Below are 24854 nucleotides of genomic sequence, written 5' to 3'. Positions count from 1 at the left end.
TCCTTAAACGATCAGTTTTGAACACAAATCGACGGCGTATTCTACCTTATTTAATGTTTCTCACCCTTTGCAGCGATATCGTGCAATGGATAAAGTTAATCCCGTTATGGATCTAGGATGAGGCTTTCCGAAATGGACCATAGACACGTTGTTCCTGTTGCCGCAAACGGTCGCATGAATCTTCCATCTGCCATACGTGCGCGCTTGGAGTTGGAAGGAGGAGGAAAACTCGTCTTCATCGAAAAGGAGAATGGCGAGGTTGAGGTCACCACTCTGAGGCGTTCCCTGAGGCGTGCTCAGGAACTCGTTCGCCAGTACATTCCAAATGGGGATGGGGTCGTAGACGAGTTCATAGCTGAGCGCCGCGCCGAAGCCGCTAAAGAGTTCGAGGATGGTCAGGTGGCCAGCCAGCCGGAGCCCGAAAGCAAGTGAGTGCATCCGTTCTCGACACATCCGCCGTTCTTGCCTTTCTTCTGCAAGAGCCAGGTGGTGATGAGGTTGCAACGCTGCTCGAAGGTCGAGCCATCATTTCTGCGGTCAACGTGCAGGAACTTTTGGTCAAACTTCTCGCGAAAGGCATGACCTCGCGGCACGCCAGATTAACGATCCAATCCCTCAATCTCGAATGCCATCCTCATTCCATGGAAGACGCCGAGGCCTCGGCCGAGTTAACCGAACATACCAGGGTAAAGGGATTGAGTTTGGGGGATCGGAGTTGTCTGGCCTTGGCTGGCAAGCTCGGTTTGCCAGCGGTCACGGCCGATCGCGTATGGTCGGAATTGGCCGGGACCGTTGCGGTGTCGGTTCGCGTTATTCGCTAGGTAGGGGATTCACCCAAGCCATTGAGTGACCGTGGCGATCAGGGCGATGGCGGCGAGATAGTTGATGGCGGGGCGGTCGTAGCGGGTTGCGATGCGCTTCCAGTTCTTGAGCCTGCCGAACATGCGCTCGATGATGTTGCGACGGCGATAGGCCTTGCGGTTTAGCGGGTAGACGATATGGCGGGCGGCCCGCCCCGGAATGACCGGCTCGATCTGATGCTCGCTGAGCCAAGTCCGAAGCTTATCGGCATCATAGGCTTTGTCTGCAATCAGACGCTTCGTCGGTCTTATAGCTTCCAAGAGCGGAAGAGCCATGGTGATGTCGGCGATGTTGCCGGGCGTTAGGGCAAGGGCGACGATCCGGCCACAAGCATCAGCCAGACAATGGATTTTTGTCGTTCGGCCGCCGCGCGAGATGCCGACCGCTTGGCTGAACTCCCCGTTCTCCGGGCAAGACAGCCACTGGATGTCTTGCTGATCCTGCGAACTCCGCCGGATGCGGAGCGGTGTGCTTTGACATGGGTGCTGTCGAGGCAGAGTTCATCAGGGACAGCGCCTGCGGCTGCGACCTTGGCGAAGATCCGCCGCCAGACGCCACGCCGTGCCCATCGAGTGTAACGGTTGTAGATTGTCTTGGCCGGTCCGTACTCAGGCGGCACATCCCGCCAGCGACCGCCGGTCTTCAGGATATGGAGGATGCTTGAGATAACCCGCCGGTCATCAACCCGCGGCTTACCAAGTTGGTTCTTGGGCAGGTGCGGCTCCAACTTCGCCCACGCCTCGTCCAACAGCCAGAACAGATCGCGCATGATCGTCTCCATCCGAAGGACCCAATACCGGATGGAATCCACCAATCATGGCAATACGTTGGGTGAGTTCCCTACCTAGACGAACATGAGTTCGGTTCGAGGGGCGTCGAAACGCTCGACGCTTACTGGTTTCCAGCTTGACGGAAGCCATGCCTATCCTGCTATCAGGATGAATTGACATTAGACATTTTTTTGTGACAGATGTCAAAAATTGGAACGTGAGGGAGACCGATCCGCCAAGCGGATGGGTCACGTTCCGAGACAAGATCGTACGGGAGGTGCGATTTGCTTCGCAGTTTCGATCGCCAAGGCGTTTTTCTCGGCTTGCTCAACGTCGTCCTCTTGACGGCGGGCGCGATGCTGGCCGGCGCCAATTTCATCGATAGCTACAATCTTCAATCGATGGCCGCGCAGGTCCCCGAACTCGGCCTCCTCGCCTTCGGCGTGATGCTGGCCATGACTTCGGGCAACGGCGGCATCGATCTCTCGGGCATCGCGCTGGCCAACCTGTCGGGCATTGGCGCTTTGATGCTGGCCAAGCTCTTCGTGTCCCCCGACGCCGCGCCCGAACTCTTCTCTTGGAGCTTTGCCGGGATTGCACTTCTCATCGGCCTTGTCGGGGGGCTGGCGAACGGACTGGTGATCGCCCATGGCCGCCTGACACCGCTGATCGCAACGCTCGGCACGCAGCTCCTGTTCACCGGCATCGCGGTGTTCCTGACCAACGGCTCCGCCTTGAGCCTCGGCTATATCCCGCCGCTCGACGACTTCGGCAACTCGCCGGTGCTGGGCATGCCGATCTGCTTCGCGCTGTTCCTCGTGGTCGCGGCGATCATCGGCTTCGTCCTGCGCTTCACGCCTTTCGGCGTGCGCCTGATGCTGCTCGGCAGCAACCCCAAGGCTGCGCGCTACGGCGGCATCGCCGAGCGTCGGATGATCGTTCTGACCTATACGGCGAGTGGCCTCCTGTCCTCGATTGCCGGCATCGTCATTGCCGCCCGCAATGCCTCGGTGAAGTGGGACTACGGCGGCTCCTACGTTCTGATCGCGATCCTGATCGCGGTGATGGGCGGGGTGAAGCCGGAGGGCGGCTACGGCAAGGTCGGCTGCGTGCTTCTGGCGGCAACGGCCCTGCAGATCCTGTCCAGCCTCTTCAACTTCATGGACATCTCGAACTTCTTTCGGGACCTTGCCTGGGGACTTCTGCTCCTCGCTCTTCTGGCCTTCGCCAGGTTCGACTTCGGCACTTGGCTCCAGCCGAGCCGCTGACACGTCGGAACAGCGCGCCATCCCTGCCGGGAGACGAGGCAGGAAAGGCGCGCCCGCACTTCATATCCAATGGGAGGATCCATATGACCACTCTATCCAAGCTCGCCGCCTGCACGGCGCTCGGCCTGACCCTCTGCGCCGGCGCAGCCACGGCCCAGGACAAGCCGACGATCGTCACCGTCGTGAAGGTGACGGGCGAGAACTGGTTCACCCGCATGAACCAGGGTGTCGACGCCTACGGCGCCGAGCATACGAACGTCGCGACAAGCCAGGTCGGCCCGGCCAAGGCGGACGCCGCCCAGCAAGGCCGCATCATCGAGGATCTGGTTGCCAAGAACGTCTCGGCCATCGCCGTGGTGCCGATGGACCCGGCGGCGCTGGAAGGCGTGCTGCGCCGCGCCGGACAGCGTGGCATCAAGGTCATCACCCACGAGGGCGACAGCCTGGTCAACACCGCCGTCGATATCGAGGCCTTCGACAACGCGGCTTTCGGCCGACGCATCAACGACAAGCTGGCGGCCTGCATGGGCCAGTCCGGCAAGTGGACGAGCTTCGTCGGCTCGCTCGGCAGCCTGACGCACAATCAATGGGTGGATGCAGGCGCCGAGAACGCCAAGAAGTATCCGGGCATGGAACTGGTCGCCGCCAAGAACGAGTCCTTCAACGACGCCAACAAGGCCTATGAGAAGGCCAAGGAGATTCTGCGCCGCTATCCCGACATCAAGGGCTTCCAAGGCTCGTCGGCGATCGACGTCATCGGCATTGGCCGCGCGGTGGAAGAGGCAGGCCTGCAGGACAAGACCTGCGTCTACGGCCTCGGCTTGCCCAAGGACACCGGCCCCTATCTCGAAACCGGCGCGGTGGACGAGATCTTCTTCTGGGATCCGAAGGATGCCGGCTACGTCATGAACGTCGTCGCCAACATGGTGCTCGACGGCAAGGAAGTCACCGACGGCATGGATCTGGGCGTTCCCGGCTATAACAAGGTGTCGGTGAAGAAGGGCCCCGGCAAGGGCGTCATCGTTCAGGGCGAGGCCTGGGTCGATGTCGACAAGGCCTCCTACAAGAACTACCCGTTCTAAGCCTCGGCGCGAACGCGTCTTTCGACCGCTCCGGGGTCTCGGCGGCCCCGGAGCAGCCCCGTTTCCATCAGGATGTCATCATGTCCGTCGTCTCCGCGCCGCGACCGGCCGACGCCGCCCCTCCGCTTCTGGAAATCCGGGGCGTGCGCAAATCCTTCGGTGGCGTCCACGCGCTGAAGGCGGTGGACCTCGTGATCGAGGCAGGCCGCGTCTACCATCTGATGGGCGAGAACGGCTGTGGCAAGTCAACGCTGATCAAGATCATCTCGGGCGCGCAGGCCGCCGACGAGGGCCAGATCCTCGTGGATGGCACACCGACCGGCGAGCGGGCGGGCGACATCGGCCCGATCGGCGCGCTGCGCGCCGGGATCGAGACCGTCTACCAGGACCTCTCCCTCCTTCCCAATCTCTCCGTCGCCGAGAACGTCGCCTTTACCGGGCAGCTCGTCGCCGCCGATGGCCATCTCGCCCGCCGGCTCGACATGGGGGCGCTGCGCGAGACGGCGCGGGCCGCGCTTGCCAAGGTGCAGCTGCCGACGGACCGCGACTTCCTGTCCCGGCGCACCGACACGCTGCCGCTCGCCACCCGCCAGCTCGTCGCCATCGCGCGGGCGGTGGCCGCCGACGCGCGGCTCGTCATCATGGACGAGCCGACGACCTCGCTGACGCGCCAGGAGGTGGACAACCTCCTGCGCGTCGTCGAGCGGCTGCGCGCGGGCGGCGTCGCGGTTCTTTTCGTCACGCACAAGCTCGAGGAGTGCAAGGCGATCGGCGGGCGCGCCATCATCATGCGCGACGGGCGCAAGGTGGCCGAACTCGATGTCGCCGAGCATTCCAAAGCCGAGTTCATGCACTGGATGACGGGCCGCGAGATCAGCGAGGCGCGCTATCGCACCGAGCCCAAACTCGGCGACACGCTCTTGGAGGTCGAAGCCCTGGGGGGCGACGCCTTCCGCGACGTGTCCTTCTCGCTCCGGCGCGGCGAGATCCTGGGCTTTACGGGCCTTGCCGATTCCGGGCGTAACGAACTCGCCCTCGCACTGGCCGGTGTCCGGCCCGCCCGCAGCGGGCATATCCGCCTCGGCGGCGCGGCGGTGGAGCTGCGCACGCCCGCGGGGGCCATCGAGGCCGGCATCGGCTACGTGCCGGAGGACCGGCTGACCGAGGGGCTCTTCCTCGAAAAATCCATCGAGGAGAACATCACCCTGCCGGTGCTGGACCGCCTGCGCGGCGCGCTCGGCATCATCAGCGGGCGGCGGGCGCGAAAGCTCGCCGAGACGACGGTGGCCGACCTCCAGGTCGCCACGCCCAACGTCGTCCTTCCCGTCCAGTCGCTATCGGGCGGCAACCAGCAGCGCGTCCTGATCGGACGCTGGCTGACCATCGAGCCGCGCCTCCTGATCCTGCACGGGCCGACCGTCGGCGTCGATGTCGGCTCCAAGGACACGATCTTCCGCATCATCCAGCGGCTCGCCGACGGCGGCATGGCCGTCATCATCATCAGCGACGACCTGCCCGAACTCCTTCAGAACTGTGACCGGATCGCGGTCATGCGCCAAGGCCGGGTCGTGGCCGAGCGGCCCGTCGAGGACTGGAGCGAGGACACGATCTACCGCTCGCTCGCATCCGCCGGAGAAGGACTCGACGCATGACCGAGATCGCATCGGCCCCGCCGGCACGGGGCGACGCCTGGCACTCCCGCGTCTTCGACCGCATGGTCCGCCGGCCCGAGCTTTTCACGCTTCTGCTCGTCATCCTCACCTCGGTCGCGGTGACAATCGCCAACCCGGACTTCCTCCAGGTCAACAACCTCTTCGACGTCCTGCGCGCTTCCGTGGTGCGCGGCCTCTTTGCGATGGGCGTTCTGGTCGTGCTCGCGGCGGGCGGCATCGACGTGTCCTTCACCGCGATCGCCGCGCTGATGATGTACGCGCTGACAATGCTGGCGACGAACCACGCGCCCGACATGCCGCTCGTGGTTTTTTTCCTCCTGGCGGGAGGTGGCGGCGCGCTGCTCGGCGCGGCCAACGGTGTCCTGGTCCACACGCTGAAGGCGCCCTCACTGATCGTGACGATCGGCACCCAGTACATTATCCGCAGCTTCCTCCTGACCTTCGTCGGGACGGCGCTGTTCATGAACATTCCGGCGGCCATGGACGTCTTCGGCCGGGCCTCGCTCTACACCCACACCGCGCCGGGCGGCGGCATCTCCATCCTGCCGGCGAGCGTCCTCGTTCTCTTCGTTGCCGCTCTCGTCACGTGGTTCGTCTTGGAGCGCACGCTGATGGGCCGCGCGGTCTTCGCGGTTGGCGGCAATCCGGGGATCGCCGAGCGCCTGGGCATCAGTCTCTTCCGGGTGCGCGTCTTCGTCTTCGCCTATGCCGGGCTTCTGGCGGGGATTGCGGGCGTCGTCCACGTCGCCTCCAACCGGCTCGCCAACCCGTTCGACCTGGCGGGCATGGAGATCGACGTGATCGCCGCCGTGGTGCTGGGCGGCGCGCGCATCACCGGCGGCTCGGGTAGCGTCGTCGGCACGCTGCTCGGCGTCTTCCTCATCACGCTCGTCAGCAATGTCCTGATCTTCGTCGGCATCCCGAGCACGCTGCAACTCGCCATCGTCGGCGGCTTCATCCTCCTCGCCGGCACGATCTTCGCGTTCAGCCAGCGCGGCTGACGCACGGTCCTCTCCTTCCTTCCCGTCCCCAAAGGCGCTTCCATGTCGCACGACGTCTCCGTGATCGGTCTCTACATCCTCGACGTCCTCGGCCGCCCGGTGGACGCCATTCCGCCCGGCGGGCAGGTCGCCTTCATCGACGAGATCCGCCTGACCGTCGCGGGAACGGCGGGCGGCACGGTGATCGATCTCGCCAAGCTGGGCCTGAACTGCCTTGCGGTGGGTGCGGTCGGCGACGACGAGAAGGCCGACTTCGTGCTCGCCACGCTCCGGCGCTTCGGCGTCGACACGAGCCAGATGCAGCAGCTTCAGGGCGTGCCGACCTCCGCGACGATCCTCAACATCCGCCGCGACGGCAGCCGCCCGGCCCTCCACGCGCGCGGCGCTTCGGACCATTTCGAGGTGGCCGACGCCGCGCTCGACGCCGTGCTCGCGCCAGCGATCATCCATCTCGGCGGCACCGGGCTCCTCGCCAAGCTCGACGGCGCGCCGAGCGCGCGGCTTCTGGCCGAGGCCAAGCGGCGCGGCCGCACCGTGACCTTCGATCTTCTAGGCGCCGGTCCGCAGACCCTATCACTGATCGAGCCGCTCCTGCCCCATATCGACTATTTCATGCCCTCCATTGAGGAAGCGCGCGACATTTCGGGGGCTGCCGACGTGCCATCGGCCGCCGGCTTCTTTCTTGGGCGCGGCGTCAAGCATTGCGTCTTCACGCTCGGCGGCGACGGCGCCTGCTTCGTCGCGGCCTCCGGCGAGACCGTTCACCAGCCCGCCTATGCGATCGAGGTCGTGGACACGACAGGCTGCGGCGACGCGTTCGACGCCGGCTTCATCACCGCGCTCCACCACCGTATGGATGTCTCCACGGCGCTCGCCTTTGCCCAAGCCTCAGCCGCGCTGGTGGCGACGGGCCTCGGTTCCGACGCCGGCATCCGCTCGTTCGATGAGACGCTTGCCTTCATGAACGAGGCCCCGCGCCGGACCCACGTCCCATCGGCATGAGAAAGACAAGCCTTTCATCAGGAGAAACATCGTTGCTGGCCCACTCCGCAGCTTGGCTGGGTGTTTGATCCCACGGTTTGATGGTCCGATCCATTTCGTTGGAATGGAAAGAGGCACTATGGGGCAGGTCCATCATGGGTGCGCCACGACCATGCACGCCGCCCGAGCAGCATCCCAGCGATCGCAAGCTTCGCTCGCGACGCTGAGCCGTGAGCTGGGGATCAGCCCGAAGCGGTCGCGAAGTGGCGGAAACGGGCAACCGTTGAGGATCTGAAGGCCTCATTCGACGACACTGACCGAGGGGAAGGAGGCAATGGTCGTGGCGTTCCGACGCCACACGTTGCTGCTGCTCGACGACAGCCTTTACGCCCTGCAACGGTCGCTCCCGCATCTGACGCGCTCCGCGCTGCATCGGTGCCTGCAACGATATGGCATCTCCCGCCTGCTGGCATCGGGAGGGACAGGCCAAACCGGCAGCGCTTCAAGCGCTCTCCGATCCCTTGCAAAGCAGACGATGCGCAGCATCGCTGAGAGGGAGCTTCTTCCGCATCGATATTGCCGAGGTGCGGAACCCGATCCATCAGAGGCCGGGACTGAACACATAGGACTCTTGAGCCGATCATGCCCCTCGCACGGCAGCCAAGCGCAACAGATCGAGCCGCCTCGCTGATTCCGATCCCCTCAGGGAAGGGCCTGACCTAGTTGATCCCAGAGTGAGGCATGACAGCCAAGGGATCACACATCAGCCGAGGCGAGACATCCGCTCAGGAGCGCTTGACCTCGACACCGCGAATGGAGAAGCCGGTCTGATCAATGCGCTTTGGTATGATCCGTTGGAAACGGCACCCAAGACGCGTCGCAGTTTCGGCTTGGCCCGCGAGCGGGGGATAGATCATAGCCTGCGGGGATCGGTGACACCCCACCGGGGCCTGCCGACAATTGCGCGTTGTCGATATTCCATGTTGCATCGGACGCGAAGTGCACGCCATTCAGCGTCACATGCAGCGGATGAGCGCCGTCATAGCCGCGCAGGATCAGCGCCCCATCCGTGCCGCTCACATCGTGCAACAGGATGTCGCGATAGACCGGGATATGTTGACCTCCAACACCGGGATCGTAGCGCGTATCGAAGTCGATCGGCTTCCGGTTCCCGCGCAAGCACACGCCATCGTAGCGCACGCGGGTGACCAACCCGCCCCGGCTGGCGTCGCTCTTGATCCTCAACCCCGAGGTCGTGCCGTCCAGCGTCACATCGCGGACGAGGATGTCGCTGACGCCTTCGTTGACCTCACTCCCAATCGACAGGCCGTGTCCCCAGTAGAAATGATCGTTCAGGATCGAGACGAAGCGGGTCGCGCCCTTGCCGGCCTTGATCGCGATATTGTCGTCTCCCGTGCGAATGAAGCTATGGGCGATGGTGACATCCTGCGACGCGCCGGGATCGATCCCGTCGGTGTTGCGTGCGTCGGCAGGGGTGTCGATCCTGACACCCCAGAAGGTCGCGCCCTCGACCTTGTTGAGCGCGACATGGAAATTGGCGGCGTTGCGTAACGTTACCCTGTAGAAGGTCACGTTGCGGGCCTGCTCCAGTTCGATCAGGCGAGGATTGTTCTGATGGCCCCCTTCGTTCTGCGCTCGGCGGGCGAGCTGCCACCAGGTTTCGCGATGGCCGGCCATGACCGCGCCGCCTTGGCCATCGATCGTGCCGTCTCCCACGATGCCGCCGCCCTGCGTATGGGAGAAGGACAGAAACGGCGCGCAGCCATCCCCCTTGGTGGCGATGGTGCCGCAGGTGCCCTGTCCTCGGTCATAGGCCAGTGGGTCCGTCGTCGCTGCCAGCACGACACCGCGATCGATCCAGAGCGTGACGCCCGATGCCATGTGCAGGGGCCGGCTGACGAACCGCCCGTCGTTTGCTGCGGCAACGAGGCGGACGGCCGCACCCGGCTCGCAACGATCGATAGCCGCTTGTATCCGCCCTGTGTCATCCGTATCGCCTTTGGACGCCAGGGTCGCGCAGACTTGCGTCGGCAGCGACGGCTCGCGCACGTCGCGGCGATCCTGCGCCTGGACGTTCCAGGCGAAAAGGGCGGCCACGATCAACAGACCTCCGCGCAGGAGAGCGTTGTATTCTGACAGGGAAGCGAAACGCGACATCACGGGATCTTCAGTCCGAGAGAGTGAGCCGCAACCAGAGCGGAGGCTTGGTGGCGGATAGCCAACTTGATTGCAACGATCCCGTTCTATTCAGTTTTCAGGCGATGAAGACCCGAAACAGCCGTCCGATCTACCGAGCCTCCGATCAGCCTGTGAGGTTGTCGACCATCGAACGGAACTGGGCCTTGCGGATTATCCGCATCCCTTCGAACCCACGAAGGGAATTGTAGGCCGTCTTGCGCGACGTGAGCCCACGCACCGGGCGGATGCGCTGCTGCAGCTTCCCGTGATCGCATTCCAGCCTGTTGTTCAGGAACGTCACCTGCCGATGCTGGCAGGTCGGCGGCAGGCGATGTTCCTTGCGCAGCGAGCCAAGCGCCTCGTTGCAGGCTCGGCTTTTGTCGGTCGACACGACGGACGGGCCATGATGCGGCGAGCGGTTCGAGGCCGTGCTCAGGAACTGTTTGGCGGCCGTCGTCGTACGGGTTTGCGAGCGGTAGACGTTCAGTGTCTCGCCATCCTCGCCAATCGCCCGACACAGACACATCCATTCGCCGCGAACCTTCATAGAGGTCTCGTCGACGTACCATGTCTTGGTTTACAGCGGCTTGCACCGCTGGACACGACGGCCCAGCTCGGGCGCGTGGTGCTGAACCCATCTGTAGACCGTCGTATGGTCCCCCCGGAGAGGACGCTCGGGCATCCTCTCCTCGAGGTCGCGGTAGCTTGAGGGCTTAGCGGCAGTACCAGCGCAGGCGAAGAATGATGATGTCGGGCGCGAAGTGACGGCCGCTGAACGCTGCGCTCATCAGTCAAGCCAAGCTTTGGCTCATCTCTCAGCCTCAGCTCGCATCAACGGCCGCTGCTTTGCAACAAAGCCGCCGCCACGGTTAAGGCGCGGGGGCGGGTCGGCTGGCCAGCAGACTGGCCGTCGCAATCGCGTCGGCGATCGCCCGGACCGAGAGTTTGGCGGGAACCGAGTGGATGACGTTGGTCGGTAGCATCGCCGCCTCGCCGACACGCGTGAGATCGGCAGCGCTGACGGTCTGCAAGCCGAGATCAGCGAGCGTCGTGGGCAGGCCCAGATCGCGGCAGAAAGACAGGGCTTCCGCGAATTCGGCGGGCGGACGGTTCTCCAGGACGAGGAGGCAGAGGACGCCGAAGGCGACCTTCTCGCCATGCAGGAAATGGTGCGTCGGCTCCAGCACGGTCAGGGCGTCGTGGATGCCGTGTGCGCCCGAGACGCCGCAATTCTCGAAGCCGAGGCCCGACAGGAGCGTGTTCGCCTCGATGATGTTCTCGACCGCCGGGGTAAGCCGCCCGTCCTTGGCCGCCGCATAGGCCGCGCGCCCATCACGCATCAGCACCTCGTGGCAGGCGCGGGCGATCTGGTAGCCGCCGACCGTGGAGGCGTAGCCGTCGCCGATATAGTTGTTGGAGCGCGACTCGATGTTGGAGCGTGCCTCGTAGAAGGTGGAGAGCGCGTCGCCCATGCCGGCTGCCAGGAAGCGAGCCGGCGCCTTGACGATGAGGTCGCTGTCCACCAGCACCACGTCCGGATTGCGCCCACAGCGCACGACGCGGTCGTAGACGCCGTCGGGCGAATAGACGACGCCGAGCGAACTCGTCGGCGAGTCCGTCGAGGCGATGGTGGGAACGGTGACGATGCGCGCCCCGATGCCGAAGGCCGTGATCTTGGCTGTGTCCAGCGCCTTGCCGCCGCCGATGCCGACGACGGAAGCGGCACTGGCTGCGCGCCCCGCCGCCACGCAGCGCTCGATCTCGGCGTCGGAGGATTCGCCGCCGAAGCGAACGAAGTCCGCCGCCACCCCCGCCGCTGCAAGGGCGCTTTCCAGATCCGGGCGCAGCCTGTCCCAGAAGAAGCCGTCGATCACCACCAGCGCCTTGTCGCCGAGCGGGGCGAGGTAGCGCCCCAGATCGGCCGTCACGCCCGGGCCCTGGACGTAGCGAAGGGGGCCGCCGTATCCGCGTTGAGTCATGGTCCTGTGGTCCTGGAAAAGGGTCAGCGCAGCGTCAGGCCGCCGTCGACCGTATGGATTTCGCCGGTGGTGAAGGACGAGGCGTCGCTGGCGAGATAGACCACCGAGCCGGCAAGCTCGTCCACGGTGCCGATGCGGTTCTGGACGGCGCTTTTGGCCCAGTGGTTGTTCACCACGTCAGGGTTCTCGCGCAGCACCTCCTCGGTGAGTTCGGTCAGGATGTAGCCGGGCGCCAAGGCGTTGACGCGGATGTTGTGCTCGGCCCATTCAGTGGCGAGGCATTTGGTCAGCATGTGAACCGCGGCCTTGGAGACGTTGTAGGCCGAGTGCTTGAACGGCCAGTTCACGATGCGCCCGGACATCGAGCCGATATTGATGATCGAGCCGGACTTCTGGCGGATCATCAGACGGCCGATCGCCTGGCTGACCAGGAACACGCCGTCGAGATTGACCGCCATCGTCGCCCGCCAGTCCGACAGGGCATAGGTCTCGGCGTCGCCGGGATAGATCGTGCCGGCATTGTTGACGAGAATGTCCACGCGCCCCCAGCGCGCCTCGACGGCGGCGGCCAGCCGTTCGACGTCGTCCGGGTTGGAGACGTCGGCCTGGATGGCGAAACTGTCGCCCCCTCCGGCGTTCAGCTCCCGGGCCAGGTCCTCGGCCTGGGTGAGCGTCGAGCGCACGACGATCGCGACGTCGGCGCCGTGCGCCGCCAGCGCCTGTGCCAGCGCCCGGCCGATGCCGCGCGAACCGCCCGTCACGATGGCCTTGCGACCGGTAAGATCGAACATGCGCGCATAGTCACGCTTGGCCGTCATGGTGTTTTCCCTCCCTCTTGATGGTTGATGAGCCCATGCGAAACGTCAGCCGGTCCGGCCGGGCGGGTCGTCTCGCCGCCCCTTCGTGGCCGGTCCTCGCCGATGCGCCCTCGCATCGCTCGAAGCCGGCGTCGCGGGAAACGGCAAGATGCTCGTCGGTCCCCGCGTCTGGAGCTGTCCGGATGGGCGTCGGATTTTCGTATGTGTCGGATCAGGCAGGCACGGTCTCGACCGCGCGCACCGGCGGCATGGGCAGCGCGATGGTCTCGCCGAGCTCCTTCAGGATCTGCTCGGACGTGCGCAGCGCCTGCGCGACGATGGTCAGCGACGGATTGAAGCCCGTCGAGGACGGCAGGAAGGAGGCGTCCACCACGTAGAGATTCTCGACGTCCCAGACCTTGCAGTTGGTGTCGAGAACGGAGGTCGCGGGATCGGTGCCGAAGCGCGCGGTGCCGCACTGATGCATCGAGACCTTGATGTCCATCTTCTGCGTGATGATCAGGGGATAGCCGAGCGAGCGCATGATCTTCGACCAGACCTTCACCAGCTCGCCATGCGCCTTCAGATTGTTGGCGGTGTAGGAGAGGCGGATCTTGCCGTCCGGGTCGAGGCTGACGCGATTGTTGGGATCGGGCAGGTCCTCCGACATCAGCCACCAGTCCACGGAGCGTTCGGCAAACAGCGCCATCATGCTTTCCGGCGCCCATTTGACGCTCGCGGTCAGCATGCCGGCCTGCAGCTTGCCGAGGCCCTGCACGTTGCCGAGCGGATAGGGCCGCTCGGAATTGGCGAGGTAGAAGTCGTTGATCGCCATCGACTTCTGGAAGACGACGCGGTTCTTCTTGAACGGCGAGATCGCCATCATCGCCGTGTTGTTGTGGGCCATGTAGTTGCGGCCGAGCTGGTCGGACGTGTTGTTGCCGAGCCCGTTCGGGTGCTTGTCGTTGCGCGAGCGCAGGAGCAGGGCCGAGGAGTTGATGGCGCCGGCTGCCGAGACGAAGACCTTGGCCGAGACCGTTCGGCGCTCGCCCTGGTAATCGAACTCGACCGCCGTGACCCTGCCGCCCGAGGGGTCGGTGACGAGGCGATGGACGAAGGCCTCGGTGATGAGCGTCACGCCGCCCTTGGCGAGCGCCGGATTGACGAGGCGCATCTCGGCGTCGCCCTTGGCGCCGATCTTGCAGGCGAAACCGTCGCAGGTCCGGCAGCGGGCGCAGGCGCCGCCGTCGTGATAGTCGATGGCGATCGGCAGCGGAAAGGGCCGCAGCCCCTTCTGCCGCAGCTTGGTCTCGAACCAGGCGATCTCGGGCTCGTGGCCGATCGCGGGATAGGGCATGGGGCCCGAGCGCGGCGGCTCGATCGGGTCGAGCCCGGCCTCGCCATGCGTGCCCATGAGCCGCTCGGCGCGGGCGTAATAGGGCTCGAACGTGTCGTAGGAAACGGGCCAGGCGGGGGCGATGCCGGCTTCGTGCTGCAGGTCCTCGAAATCCTCCTTGCGGAAGCGGACGGTGGCCGCGCCGAAGAATTTCGAATTGCCGCCGACATAATAGTAGGTGCTGGGGTTGAAGAGAGCGCCGTCCTTGTCGCGCCACTCCTCCTTGGTCGCGTATTTCTTCTTGTGGAAGACGGCGTCGACGCTCCAATTGTCCTTCTCGCGCGGCAGGCGCGGGCCTCGCTCGATCATCAGGATCTCGCGGCCGGGCGCGGCCAGGGCATTGGCCAGCGCGCCGCCGCCGACGCCCGCGCCGATGATCACGACGTCGTAGCTGGTCTTCAATTCGGTCATCGTCTTGTCCTCCCAAGGGGCGCGGCGGCTCGTCTTGTCCTGCCGCCATCGCACCGTCGGTTGTTGTTCTCGAAAAGGCGGATCCCCCGACGGGGACTCTCCCGCGCTGGCCTACATCACCGCGCCGACCTGCCAGGGCGCGAAGTCGTTGTCGCCGAAATCGCCGAGCTCGCTGCGGGTCGGCTCGCCGGAGGCGGCGGCAAGCAGCGCCCGGAAGATGCGAGTTCCGGCCTGTTCCACGGTCTCCAGCCCGGAGGCGACCGTTCCGCCATCGAGATCGAGATCCTCGTTCATACGCTCGAACAAGGGCGTGTTGGTGGCGAGCCGCAGCACCGGCACCGGCTTGCAGCTCGAGGCGCCGCCGCGTCCGGTCGCCAGAACGGCCAGGGTGCAGCCGCCCGCGATCTGGCCCGTGAGCGCCACCGGCGCGTAGCGGGGCGTGTCCATCACGACCAAACCGCGGGCCGCGATCGGCTCGCCATAGTCGTAGACCGCCTCCAAGCGCGACGCGCCGGCCTTGGCGAGCGCAGAAGGCCGCGCCCGATCCGACGTCGAGACAGCCGAAGCGGTCCCGCCTTCAAGGGCAGCCCGGTCCGGCAAATCGGCGCGCGCGCTCGTGCCGCGCCAGTCTTTGATCCGCGCGGCGAGCCGTTCGGCCACGGCGGGCGAGGCGGCGCGACCGGCGAGCAAGGGAGCGGCGTCGAGGAGATCGGGCGTCTGCGCCAGCACGGCCGTGCCACCCTGGCGCAGGAGCAGATCGACCGCGTGGCCGAGCGCGGCCTCGGCGGCCGGGTCGTCGGAGGCTTCGGCCGACAAGGCGAGCGTCAGATGCCCGGCCGGTTGGGGCGTGCGCCGCGCGGCGTCGACTTCAGGCAGCATGGCCTCGATCGCCTCGATACCGGCGGCGATGGTCGCCCGCGTGCCGCCGCTTCCCTGAATGGTCAGAGTGCGCAGGAGCGGGCCTTCGTTCAGCCCGTGCTTGCGCAGGAGAAGCGGGATCTGGTTGGTCTCGCAGCCAAGGCCGATCATCAGGACAGCCCCGACATTGGGATGGGCGGCATAACCCGCCAGAACCCGGGTCAGATAGTCGTAGCCCGCCGTATGCAGGTTGACCGCGCAGCCGCCGCCATGCGTCATCGCCACGATGCCGTCCACATGGGGAAAGCGCTCGAGCCGCCCCGCCGGCGAGGCGAAATGCGCCGCCACGCCCCGAGATACGGTGGCCGAGCAATTCACCGACGAGACGATGGCGATGAAATTGCGCGTGCCGACGCGCCCGTCCGCGCGGCTGTAGCCGAGGAAGCTGGCGCTCTCGACGTCGGCAAGGCGCGGAGCGCCGGCGGGCACATCCAGCATCAGACGTCCTTCCGTTTGAAATAACGGCCTTCCTCGTACATCGCGCTCATCACCGCGAAGGAGGATTCCAGGTGGATCTTCATGGCAAGTTCGGCCTGGTCGGCGTTGCGCCGGGCGAGCGCCCGCACGATCGAGGCGTGCTGCTCGGTGACCTCCGCCAGATGCCCCGGCACGGGCGCGGAGAGCTGGCGCATCCGGTCGAGATGCGCCTTCACCATGTTGATGAACTTCCAGATGCGTGGATAGTGACTGATACCGGCGATGGCCGAATGGAAGGCGTCGTCCACCTCGATATATTCGTGCAGCGCCTCGCGCGCCAGGATGTCGCGCATGTCGGCGATCAGCGCGTCGAGCCGCGCCACGTCGGCATCGGTGACGAAGCGCACGGCGCGGCGGATGCTCTCGATCTCCAGCGCGCGGCGGATCACGAAGCCTTCCTCCGCCACGTCGAAGGAAATCTTCGAGACATAGGTTCCCGAATGGGGGAACACGTCCACCAGATCCTCTTCCGCCAGCCGTTTCAAGGCCTCCCGCACCGGGGTGCGCGACACGCCGTATTGCAGGCAGAGCTCCTTTTCCGAGATCACCGATCCCGGAACCATGTGCAGGCGCACAATGGAGTGCCGCAGCAACTCATATATCTGTTCGGCCTTTTGGGTCGGTCTTTCAACCGCCACGCGCGCCAAAGCCTCGGCGCCGATCCCGGCATTCATGGGCTCTTCCGTGGTGTAGGAGAGGGAGTTGACTTCGCTTCATCAGTCTGGCTTCAATAACTCATATATCGGTTGACGACGCAAGGCGCAATCCGATAGAGACGAAATGCCGGCGCCGGGAGGCCGCCGAAGTCGGAACAGGAGGCCGGAGGCCATCTTCGTTCCGAAGGAGGATTCTAGACGTCAGACGAGACATCCGGCGGCCCGATCCGGGCCCGCCGAACGACGCCGCTTGGCCGACGGGCGGTGCCGTGACGCATTTCGGCAAAACCTGGTCGCGGCATGGCGAGGCTTCGCCATGCGTGCCGACGCCTGCCTTCGACCCAAAGCATCTCCCGGCAGAGCGGATAGGCTCCGTCGTTGGAGGATGCAGTGAAAACAGAGACTTGTAGCCTGTCCGGAGAAGCCGAATTCGCCGGACAGGCACGACGTCCCCCGTCTTGGAAGCGCGCCCCCGATGGCTCTCATCACCTACCTGACCCGTATCGAGTTCGACGAAGGCGCTATCGCGCGGCTGCCGGCGCTTCTGGAAGGCCTGGGCGTGCGGCGCCCCTTGATCGTGACGGATCGCGGCCTCGTCGCCACGGGTCTCGTCGAGCGCGTGCTGACGCTCTTCGACGCCGCGCCGACCGTCTTCCCCGACACGCCCGCCAACCCGACCGAGGAAGCGGTGGAAGCGGCCTTCGCGCTCTATGGTCGGGAAGGCTGTGACGGGATCGTAGGCCTTGGCGGTGGCTCCTCGATCGACCTGGCCAAGGCCGTGCGGCTTCTGTCCGGCCACGCGGGGCCGCTTGCGCAATACACCGCCGTCGAGGGTGGCGCGGCGAAGATCCACGGGCGCATCTGCCCGCTGATCGCAGTGCCGACCACGTCCGGCACGGGCTCGGAGGTCGGGCGCGCATCCGTCATCATCACGGCTGAAGGGCGCAAGCTCGGCATCGTCAGCCCGCATATGCTGCCCAGCGTGGCGCTGTGCGATCCCGAACTCACCTACGGCCTGCCGCCCAAGCTGACGGCGGCCACCGGCATGGACGCCCTGTCGCACTGCCTGGAAACCTACATGGCCCCCTCCGTGAACCCGCCGGCGGACGCCATCGCCCTCGATGGGCTGAAGCGGGGCTTTGGCGCGATCCGCCGCGCGGTCCGCGACGGCGCTGACCGCCAGGCCCGCTGGGAGATGATGATGTGCGCGCTGGAAGGCGCCATGGCCTTCCAGAAAGGGCTCGGCGCCGTCCACGCGCTGACCCATCCGCTGGGCGCCGTGCGCGAGCTGAACCTGCATCACGGCACGCTCAACGCCGTGCTCACACCGGCTGTGCTGCGCTTCAACCGACCGGCGATCGGCGGCAAATGGGACGTCCTGGCGGACATTCTGGGCGGCGCGCCGGACGAGGTGATGGCCGATCTCTCGCGCGACATCGGCCTGCCGTCGGGCTTGGACGAGATGGGCGTGACCGAGGCCATGATGGAGCGCGTGTCGGGCGAGGCGCTGAAGGACCATTGCCACGGCACCAATCCGCGCGTGCCGACGCGCGAGGAATACCGCGAGCTTTTGAACCAGTCGCGCTGACCGGGAGATCGACGCGACCGCCGGCCAGGACGGACCGGCGCCACTCAACATTCAAAGGGAGGACACGACATGACCGAATTTCACGACAACAGCCCCGAAGCCGCCGGCCTTCGCCTGTCACGCCGAGGCTTTCTGAGCGGCGCCGCCGCGCTGACGGTCGCCGCCGCGCTGGCCCGGCCGAACTTCGCCTTCGCGCAGGATGCGCAATTCTGCGCTTCGCTGGGCTGGACGGTCTGGGAATCGGGCCGCCACATCGTCGCCGGCTACGAGGATGCGGTGAAGAAGCTCGGCGGCACGCTGACGATCGCCGACGCCAATTACGACGTGAAGAAGCAGGCCGACCAGATCGCCGCCTTCGTCGCCTCCAAGCCCGCCGCGATCTTCATCACGCCCGCCGACGCCGCCGCCATCGCGCCCGCCGTGCAGGCCGCCGTCGCCTCCGGCATTCCGATCTTCTGCGGTGACAGCTACGTGCCGAACACGACGGTGACCTCCACCGCCATGTCCAACAATTTCGGTCTCGGCGCCTATGGCGCGCAGTACATCGTCGATCGCCTGAAGGGGAAGGGCAAGGTCGCGCTCGTGTCCCTGCCCTCCAACGAATCCTGGGACCAGCGCACGCTGGGCGCCAAGTCCGTCTTCCTGCGCAATCCCGACATCCAGGTCGTCTCCGAGATCGCCTTCGCGCTCGGCGGCACCACCACGCCGCGCCAGGTCGTGGACAACATCCTCACCGCCAATCCCGACCTCAACGCCATCTGGTGCGCCTGGGACGGCGCGGCCTCGGAGGGCACGCTCGCCATCAAGGCGTCCGGCCGCGACGTGTTCATCACCGGCATCGACGGCGGCCAGCAGTCCTTCGAGTACATCCAGGCCGGTTCGCCTTTCGCGCTGACGCTCGCCCAGAGCTTCTACGAGATGGCCTATATGAACGCCTTCTACGCCCACGAGGTGATCGCCGGGCGCAAGGCGCCGCGCTTCGTCATCACGCCGTCCTACGCGGTGACGCAGGAAAGCCTCGCCAATATCGAAATCCCCGACACCTACGATCAGCCGGGCGAAGCCGCGAAGATCGGCTGGAACCGGGCGCTCTGACCCCAGGCTTCCGATGGCTCCGACAAGGGGCGGCTCCGGCAGGGGGCGGCGTTGCGCGCCCCTTGCCTTCTTCCCGGCAGCGCGAGGACAAGGCATGGCGACGATTCTGGATATGCGGGGCATCCGCAAGCGCTTCGGGCCGGTGCAGGCGCTGGGCGGGGTCGACTTCTCGCTGGAGCGCGGCGAGATCCACGCGCTGCTCGGCATCAACGGCGCCGGCAAGTCGACGCTGATCAAGATTCTGTCGGGCGTCTACACCAAGGACGAAGGCGCGATCGAGATCGACGGGCAGGCGGTCGAGCTCGGCAGCCCCCGCGCGGCGATCGAGGCGGGCATCGCCACCGTCCAGCAACACCCCGAACTCGTGCCGGACTGCACGGGCGTGGAGAACATCTTTCTGGGGCACGAGGGACACGCGCCCGGCCTGTTCCGACGCATGAACCGGCGCGCCATGCGCCAAAGCGCCCAGACGCTTCTGGAGCGCTTCCCCATCGAGATCGACCTCGACGCGTCGGTCGGCGAGATGCCAGCGGTGGACCGCGAGATCGTCGCCATTCTCCATGCGCTGCGCCACGACCATATCAAGGTCCTGATTCTGGACGAGCCAACCTCGACCCTGACCGAGCGCGAAAAAGCCTCGCTCTTCCAGCTCATGCGCACGCTTCAGGCCGCCGGCATCGCCATCATCTATATCACGCACCGGTTGGAAGAGGTCTTCGAGATCGCCGACCGCTTCACCGTCTTCCGGGGCGGGCGCAATGTGGCGACCTTCACTTCGCGCGAGGCGCGCGAGCGCAACATTTCCATTCCCGAGCTGATGCTGGACGAGGCGGCGGGCGATCTCTACCCGATCTGTGACGGGATCGGGAACGGGGACGTGATCTTGTCAGCCGAAGGGCTCGGATGCGGCGCGGCCTTCTCGGGCGTCGATCTCGAACTACGGCGCGGCGAAATCCTCGGTGTCTTCGGCCTTGTCGGCTCGGGCGTGGACGAATTGAGCAAGGTCCTGTTCGGCGCCCTGCGCCCGGACGCGGGCGAGCTCAAGGTGAAGGGTCGGACCCGACGCTTTCGCGGCCCGCACGACGCGCTGGAGGCCGGCATCTTCCTCGTGCCGGGCGACCGGCGCACCGAAGGGCTGACCATGACCAAGGACGTCACCTTCAACACCACGGTCGCCCATCTCGGACGCGCCTCCTGGCTCGGCGGCCTGTTGAAACTGTCCGGCAACCGACGCGACACAGAGAAACTGGCGCGCGACGTCGGCCTGCAGCCCTTCGAACTCGACCGGCCCGTCAGCGCCTTTTCGGGCGGCAATCAGCAGAAGATCGTGATCGCCAAGGGGCTTTATCGCAACGCCGACATCTACATCTTCGCAGAGCCGACGATCGGCGTCGACATCGGCGCGCGCGCCAAGCTCTACGCCCTGATGCGCGATCTCTCGCGCCGTGCGGGCGTCATCGTCATGTCCTCGGACTGCGATGAGGTGCACGGCCTCGCCGACCGCGTGCTCGCCCTCTACAAGGGCCGCCCCGTTCATCTCGGGGGAGGTCATCCCGGCGGCGTCAGGCCCTCGCGCGATCAACTTCTCAGCGCCGGAATCATGGGAGCGCGTGCCTGATGACCAAGAGAACCCACCCCCTGGTACCGAGAATCGTCGCCTTCCTCGTGCTTCTCATGCTCGTGGCCGGTATCTTTCAGATGCTGACGCCAGCCTATCTTTCGTCCGAGAACATCCACGCCCTGCTGCGCCACATGGCGGTGCAGGGGCTGGCGGCGCTCGGCCTCACCTTCGTCATCGTGGTGCGCCAGTTCGACCTGTCCTTTCCCGGCGTCGCCTCGCTCGGCGCCATGACGCTCGGCTGGCTGATCGCGGGGCGATACGGCGTCGGCCTCGGCGTTCTGGGCGCGCTGGCGGTCGGGCTCGCCTGCGGCCTCGTCAACGGCATCGCCGTTGCCTGGATGCGCCTGCCCGACATCGTGGCGACCATCGCCACCGGAGGGCTCGCGGTGGGCCTGTCCTACTTCTATTCCAACGGCACCTCGATCTCGAAGAACTTCTTCATGTCGGGCATTCTCGACCTGAACGACGCCAAATATCTGGGCATCGACGCGCCGGTCGCCATCCTGCTCGCCGCCGCTCTTCTCGCCGGGATCGTGCTGCACTTCTCCCGCTTCGGCCGCGCCTTCTACGCCACGGGCGAGAACCGCACCTCGGCGGTGTTTTCCGGTATCCGTGTCCGGCTCTATGTCTGCGCCGCCTTCGCCATCTGCGGCGCGCTGTCATGCCTTGCCATCACGCTTCTCGTCGCCTCTTCCGGCGCGGCCAATGTCACGGCGGGCAACCAACTGCTGATGCCGGCCTATGCCGCCGTCTATCTCGGCGCGGCCCTGTTCGGGGCGGCCTCGGTGCCCGCCACGGTCGCCGGCACGCTGCTCATGTCGGCCATGCTGAACGGGTTCACGCTGCTCGCCGTACCCTATTTCTACTCGGACGCCATCGTCTCGATCGTCCTGATTTCCGCCATCGCCCTTTTCGATCCCCGGATCGAGGAAGCGTTCCGCCGTTTCCGCGACAGCGGCAAACCCGCCCTTCGCGAGGCCCGTTCATGAGCGCCGTTCTGACCCCGACCTCGCGCGCCGGCGCTCCCGCCGGTTTCGATATCAACCGCTTCCTCGTGCGCTTCGGTCTCTTCTTCCTGCTTGCCGCCCTGGTGATCGTCTTCACCTGGCTGCGCCCGAGCTTTGCCAGCGCGGGCAACATCAACGACATGCTGCGTTCGGCCTCGATCTCCGCCATCATGTTTCTGGGTCTCACCTGGATCATCGCGGCGGGCGAGATCGACGTCAGCTTCATGTCGGTCGCCGCACTCTCCACCATGATCGTCGCCGGGCTCGTCTCGGCGGGCGCGGGCTGGCCGCTGGCCTCGCTCGTGGCGCTTCTCGCGGGGCTTCTGGTGGGGCTCCTGAACGGCCTGCTCGTCGCCCTGATGGGCCTGCCGGCGCTCGTCATCACCATCGCGACAGGCGGCCTCGCCGGTTCGATCGCCGCCGCGATCGGCAAGGGAACCTCGATCCCGATGGCCACGACGGGTTTTGCAGGCGCGCTGGTGGATGCCAATCTCGGCCTCCTTCCGGTTCTGACGGTTCTCGTCGCGCTTCTCTACGCGGGGGCCTGGATGCTTCAGGATCGCACGACCTTCGGCCACTACATCTACGCCATGGAGCAGAACCGCCACGCGGTGGTGGAGGCCGGTATTCCGGCTGGCAAGCTCCTGTTTCTTCTCTACGTCGTCTCGGCGGTTCTGTCCTCGGTCGCGGGCGTGCTTCTGGCCGCCGACCTGTCCTCGGGTCAGCCCTATATCGGCTCGTCCTATTTCATCGACGGGCTGACGGCGGTTCTGCTCGGCGGCATGGCGCTGAAGATGGGCAAGCCGAACATGGTGGGCACCTTGACCGGCGTCCTGCTGCTCGCCGTCCTTCTGAGCGGCGCTGCGCTTCTAGGCTGGACCGACTCGCAGCGTCAGATCGTCCGCGCCGCGCTTCTCATCGCCGGCGTCGCGCTGGTGGTGTGGACCCGCCGCAAGAACCGTGTGCGTATCTAGTGCGTGTTGTGAAAGGCATGACCATGAAGGCTTCCACCAAGCGGCCCCTCAAACGCGCCGGGATCGAACTCACCGCACTCGGCATGGGAACGGCGCCGCTCGGCGGGCTCTACGCCCCCGTACCCCTGTCGGACGCGCGCGCCGCGCTGCAGGCGGCCTGGGACGCCGGCATCCGGCATTTCGACACCGCGCCCATGTATGGCCTCGGCCGCTCCGAACACCTGACCGGCGAGCTCCTGCGCGAGGAAGAGCCTTCCAGCTTCGCGATCTCCACGAAGGTTGGGCGCCTCATGAGCTTCGAGCGGCCCGGCCGCCAGCTGCCTCCCGAGCCGCCGAAGAACGAGTTCGATTCCGGCTGGAACAACGGCCTCTCGTTTCGCGAGGTCTTCGACTATTCCTACGACGCCATCCTTCGCTCCTACGACGACTCGCGCCAGCGCACCGGCCTGTCGAAGCTCGACATCCTCTTCGTCCACGATATCGGCCGCGTCACGCACGGCGCGCTGCACGATCATCACTGGGGGGCGCTCACCAAGGGCGGGGGCTTCCGCGCTTTGGAAGAGCTGCGAGCGGCCAAGCTCATCGCTGGTTTCGGGCTCGGCGTGAACGAGACGCAAGCGATTCTCGACGCGATGGAGGAGACCGATCTCGACGTCTGCCTGCTCGCTGGCCGCTACACGCTGCTGGACGGATCAGCCACGGAGGCGCTTCTGCCCAAGGCCGCCGCACGCGACGTGGCGCTGGTGGTGGGCGGTGTCTTCAATTCCGGCATTCTCGCCTCCGCCTCGGGGCGCAAGAAGTTCAACTATGTTGACGCCCCGGCCGAGATCGTCGAGAAGGCCGAAGCCCTGCGGGCCGCCTGCGAGCCCTTCGGCGTGCCGCTTCCCGCCGCCGCGATCCAGTTCCCGATGCGCCATCCCGCCACCGCCAACGTGGTCATCGGCGCCAAGAGCGCCGCCCAGGTGAACCAGAACGTCGCCTGGTTCGAGCAACCGATCCCGGACGCGCTCTGGCTCAGCCTCGAAGAAAAAGGCCTCATCCCCGCGCTCTGACGGGGGGCCTCGCAAGGAACAGACCCCATGCTGAAATCCATCCACCCTCTTCTCAACGGCCAACTCCTCGCCATCCTGGACGACATGGGCCATGGCAACGAGATCGTCATCGCCGACGCCAATTTCGGCGCCGCCCATGTCGCGCAACGCCTGATCGACCTCCCGGGTACGACCGCGACCGATCTCGTGGATGCGATCCTCTCCGTCTTCCCGCTGGACGATTTCGTCGACTCGCCCATGGCGGTGATGACGGCACCGCCCGAGACGCGGCCGATGTACGACGCCTTCCAGGCCAGCGCCGACAGGGCGGAGGGGCGCAAGGTCACCGTGTCCGAGATCGAACCGGCCGTGTTCGTGGAGCGCACGCGCGCAGCCTATGCCGTGATAGCCAGCGGCGAGCGCCGGCTCTACGGCAATGTACTCCTGCGCAAGGGCGTTCTGCGTCCCTGAGCACCGCCGTTCAGCCCGGCATCGCGCTTCGTCCGTACCGGAAGCCGGAACGGGTCGGCCAGATGGGAGACATGCGCCTGGCAGGGCGATGGGGCGATCGGCAAAACCCGGTAGATCGGCTCAACCCCGGAGACACCGCGATGATCGCCGATGAGCGCGATCATCGCTTGAACGGGCAATCGAACTTCCCCTGCCCGGCCGCCGAATGCTTGTCATTGGGCGATTGGGTGTCAAAACACCCCGATGTCTTGCGCAGGATCTGGTTGGCCTGTCGGATTTCCCGGTTTTCTTCACGCAGTCCAGCAACGTGTGAGCCGGGCAACCGACCTTCGTCGCGATCGACTGGCAGGCGGTTCACCGACAGGAATGGTCCGCCTCGTGGCCCAAAACCAGCCGCACCGCCCGGTCGCGAACCTCTGGCGAAAACCTGTTCGTCGTTCGGCTCGTCATAGCTTCACCCTATTCGGGAGTTGGAGCCTTCAGCAAACCCGGTGCGGCTCACGCGCATCCCAAATGGATGTTCGCAACAGATGGGGTATTCGGCTTTGGCGCCCTGTTTTTCGCTGCTGTGACGGGTGGAGGTGCTGCGCTTCGAACA

Annotated in this window: 21 protein-coding genes, 3 pseudogenes and 1 other annotated feature; of the genes and pseudogenes, 15 read left to right on the top strand and 9 right to left on the bottom strand. The window is 65.8% G+C overall.

The features are described from left to right. Positions 1-117: 117 nt before the first annotated feature. Positions 118-432, top strand: coding sequence for an AbrB/MazE/SpoVT family DNA-binding domain-containing protein (locus tag NS365_RS19550; protein WP_082675375.1), 315 nt, complete (start codon positions 118-120; stop codon positions 430-432). Then, positions 429-821 (top strand): type II toxin-antitoxin system VapC family toxin, encoded by a 393-nt coding sequence (locus NS365_RS19545; protein ID WP_058601984.1) that lies wholly within the window; start codon positions 429-431, stop codon positions 819-821. The genes NS365_RS19550 and NS365_RS19545 overlap by 4 nt, the downstream gene beginning before the upstream one ends. Positions 822-830: 9 nt before the next feature. Here the strand turns inward: NS365_RS19545 and NS365_RS23790 are convergent. Further along, a pseudogene (locus NS365_RS23790) lies at positions 831-1630 on the bottom strand (IS5 family transposase). Between the two features lie 357 nt (positions 1631-1987). Between NS365_RS23790 and NS365_RS19535 the strand changes: the two are divergent. The 6 genes and pseudogenes from NS365_RS19535 to NS365_RS25370 form a co-directional block, all read left to right on the top strand. After that, positions 1988-2899, top strand: a complete 912-nt coding sequence (locus NS365_RS19535) for an ABC transporter permease (RefSeq protein ID WP_082684726.1) — start codon at positions 1988-1990, stop codon at positions 2897-2899. Positions 2900-2982: 83 nt separating this feature from the next. Next, the gene (locus tag NS365_RS19530; RefSeq protein WP_058601981.1) at positions 2983-3981 is read left to right on the top strand and encodes a substrate-binding domain-containing protein; all 999 of its coding nucleotides are present in this window, start codon (positions 2983-2985) and stop codon (positions 3979-3981) included. An 80-nt stretch (positions 3982-4061) separates the two neighbouring features. Next, complete coding sequence (locus NS365_RS19525) at positions 4062-5633, top strand: sugar ABC transporter ATP-binding protein (RefSeq protein ID WP_058601980.1); 1572 nt, start codon at positions 4062-4064, stop codon at positions 5631-5633. Then, complete coding sequence (locus NS365_RS19520; protein WP_058601979.1) at positions 5630-6655, top strand: ABC transporter permease; 1026 nt, start codon at positions 5630-5632, stop codon at positions 6653-6655. Before NS365_RS19525 ends, NS365_RS19520 begins: the two co-directional genes overlap by 4 nt. A 42-nt stretch (positions 6656-6697) precedes the next feature. Continuing rightward, a complete protein-coding gene (locus tag NS365_RS19515; RefSeq protein WP_058601978.1) occupies positions 6698-7657 on the top strand; it encodes a carbohydrate kinase family protein in 960 nt (319 codons plus the stop codon). Between the two features lie 118 nt (positions 7658-7775). Beyond that, positions 7776-8155 (top strand): annotated as a pseudogene (locus tag NS365_RS25370) (IS481 family transposase); the annotation flags it as partial. Positions 8156-8467: 312 nt separating this feature from the next. Here the strand turns inward: NS365_RS25370 and NS365_RS19510 are convergent. The 7 genes and pseudogenes from NS365_RS19510 to NS365_RS19480 form a co-directional block, all read right to left on the bottom strand. Continuing rightward, on the bottom strand, positions 8468-9814 hold the full coding sequence (locus NS365_RS19510; protein WP_058601977.1) for a glycoside hydrolase family 28 protein: 1347 nt from the start codon (positions 9812-9814) through the stop codon (positions 8468-8470). 145 nt (positions 9815-9959) lie between these two features. Beyond that, positions 9960-10397, bottom strand: a pseudogene (locus tag NS365_RS19505) (DDE-type integrase/transposase/recombinase); the annotation flags it as partial. A gap of 307 nt (positions 10398-10704) precedes the next feature. Then, positions 10705-11814, bottom strand: a complete 1110-nt coding sequence (locus tag NS365_RS19500; protein WP_058601975.1) for a glycerol dehydrogenase — start codon at positions 11812-11814, stop codon at positions 10705-10707. Between the two features lie 23 nt (positions 11815-11837). Continuing rightward, positions 11838-12632 (bottom strand): SDR family NAD(P)-dependent oxidoreductase, encoded by a 795-nt coding sequence (locus NS365_RS19495; RefSeq protein ID WP_058601974.1) that lies wholly within the window; start codon positions 12630-12632, stop codon positions 11838-11840. 211 nt (positions 12633-12843) lie between these two features. After that, complete coding sequence (locus NS365_RS19490; RefSeq protein ID WP_058601986.1) at positions 12844-14418, bottom strand: GMC family oxidoreductase; 1575 nt, start codon at positions 14416-14418, stop codon at positions 12844-12846. Between the two features lie 111 nt (positions 14419-14529). After that, positions 14530-15774, bottom strand: coding sequence for a UxaA family hydrolase (locus NS365_RS19485; protein WP_058601973.1), 1245 nt, complete (start codon positions 15772-15774; stop codon positions 14530-14532). Further along, entirely contained in the window at positions 15774-16487 is a 714-nt protein-coding gene (locus tag NS365_RS19480; RefSeq protein WP_058601972.1) for a GntR family transcriptional regulator, read from the bottom strand. Before NS365_RS19480 ends, NS365_RS19485 begins: the two co-directional genes overlap by 1 nt. 457 nt (positions 16488-16944) lie before the next feature. Here NS365_RS19480 and NS365_RS19475 point away from each other — a divergent pair, with 457 nt between their 5' ends. The 7 genes from NS365_RS19475 (at position 16945) to NS365_RS19445 (ending at position 24256) form a co-directional block, all read left to right on the top strand. Beyond that, positions 16945-18057, top strand: coding sequence for an iron-containing alcohol dehydrogenase (locus NS365_RS19475; protein WP_058601971.1), 1113 nt, complete (start codon positions 16945-16947; stop codon positions 18055-18057). Positions 18058-18126: 69 nt separating this feature from the next. Beyond that, positions 18127-19152, top strand: a complete 1026-nt coding sequence (locus NS365_RS19470) for a sugar ABC transporter substrate-binding protein (protein ID WP_058601970.1) — start codon at positions 18127-18129, stop codon at positions 19150-19152. A 94-nt stretch (positions 19153-19246) separates the two neighbouring features. Then, a complete protein-coding gene (locus tag NS365_RS19465) occupies positions 19247-20770 on the top strand; it encodes a sugar ABC transporter ATP-binding protein (protein WP_058601969.1) in 1524 nt (507 codons plus the stop codon). Continuing rightward, complete coding sequence (locus NS365_RS19460; protein ID WP_058601968.1) at positions 20770-21762, top strand: ABC transporter permease; 993 nt, start codon at positions 20770-20772, stop codon at positions 21760-21762. The genes NS365_RS19465 and NS365_RS19460 overlap by 1 nt, the downstream gene beginning before the upstream one ends. Next, positions 21759-22754: an ABC transporter permease gene (locus NS365_RS19455; RefSeq protein ID WP_058601967.1), complete on the top strand. Its 996-nt coding sequence runs from the start codon at positions 21759-21761 to the stop codon at positions 22752-22754. Before NS365_RS19460 ends, NS365_RS19455 begins: the two co-directional genes overlap by 4 nt. Before the next feature lie 17 nt (positions 22755-22771). After that, positions 22772-23806, top strand: coding sequence for an aldo/keto reductase (locus tag NS365_RS19450; protein ID WP_058601966.1), 1035 nt, complete (start codon positions 22772-22774; stop codon positions 23804-23806). A gap of 27 nt (positions 23807-23833) precedes the next feature. After that, entirely contained in the window at positions 23834-24256 is a 423-nt protein-coding gene (locus tag NS365_RS19445; RefSeq protein ID WP_058601965.1) for an RbsD/FucU family protein, read from the top strand. Between the two features lie 89 nt (positions 24257-24345). Further along, positions 24346-24456, bottom strand: a sequence feature (AL1L pseudoknot). Here the strand turns inward: NS365_RS19445 and NS365_RS25365 are convergent. Beyond that, positions 24417-24614: a hypothetical protein gene (locus NS365_RS25365; RefSeq protein WP_153003862.1), complete on the bottom strand. Its 198-nt coding sequence runs from the start codon at positions 24612-24614 to the stop codon at positions 24417-24419. Its footprint overlaps the feature before it by 40 nt. Between the last annotated feature and the right edge of the window lie 240 nt (positions 24615-24854).

Source organism: Aureimonas ureilytica (assembly GCF_001475935.1).
Taxonomy (GTDB): Bacteria; Pseudomonadota; Alphaproteobacteria; order Rhizobiales; family Rhizobiaceae; genus Aureimonas; species Aureimonas ureilytica_A.
Note: the sequence above shows the minus strand (reverse complement) of the source record. Positions and strands in the feature narration are given on the sequence as shown.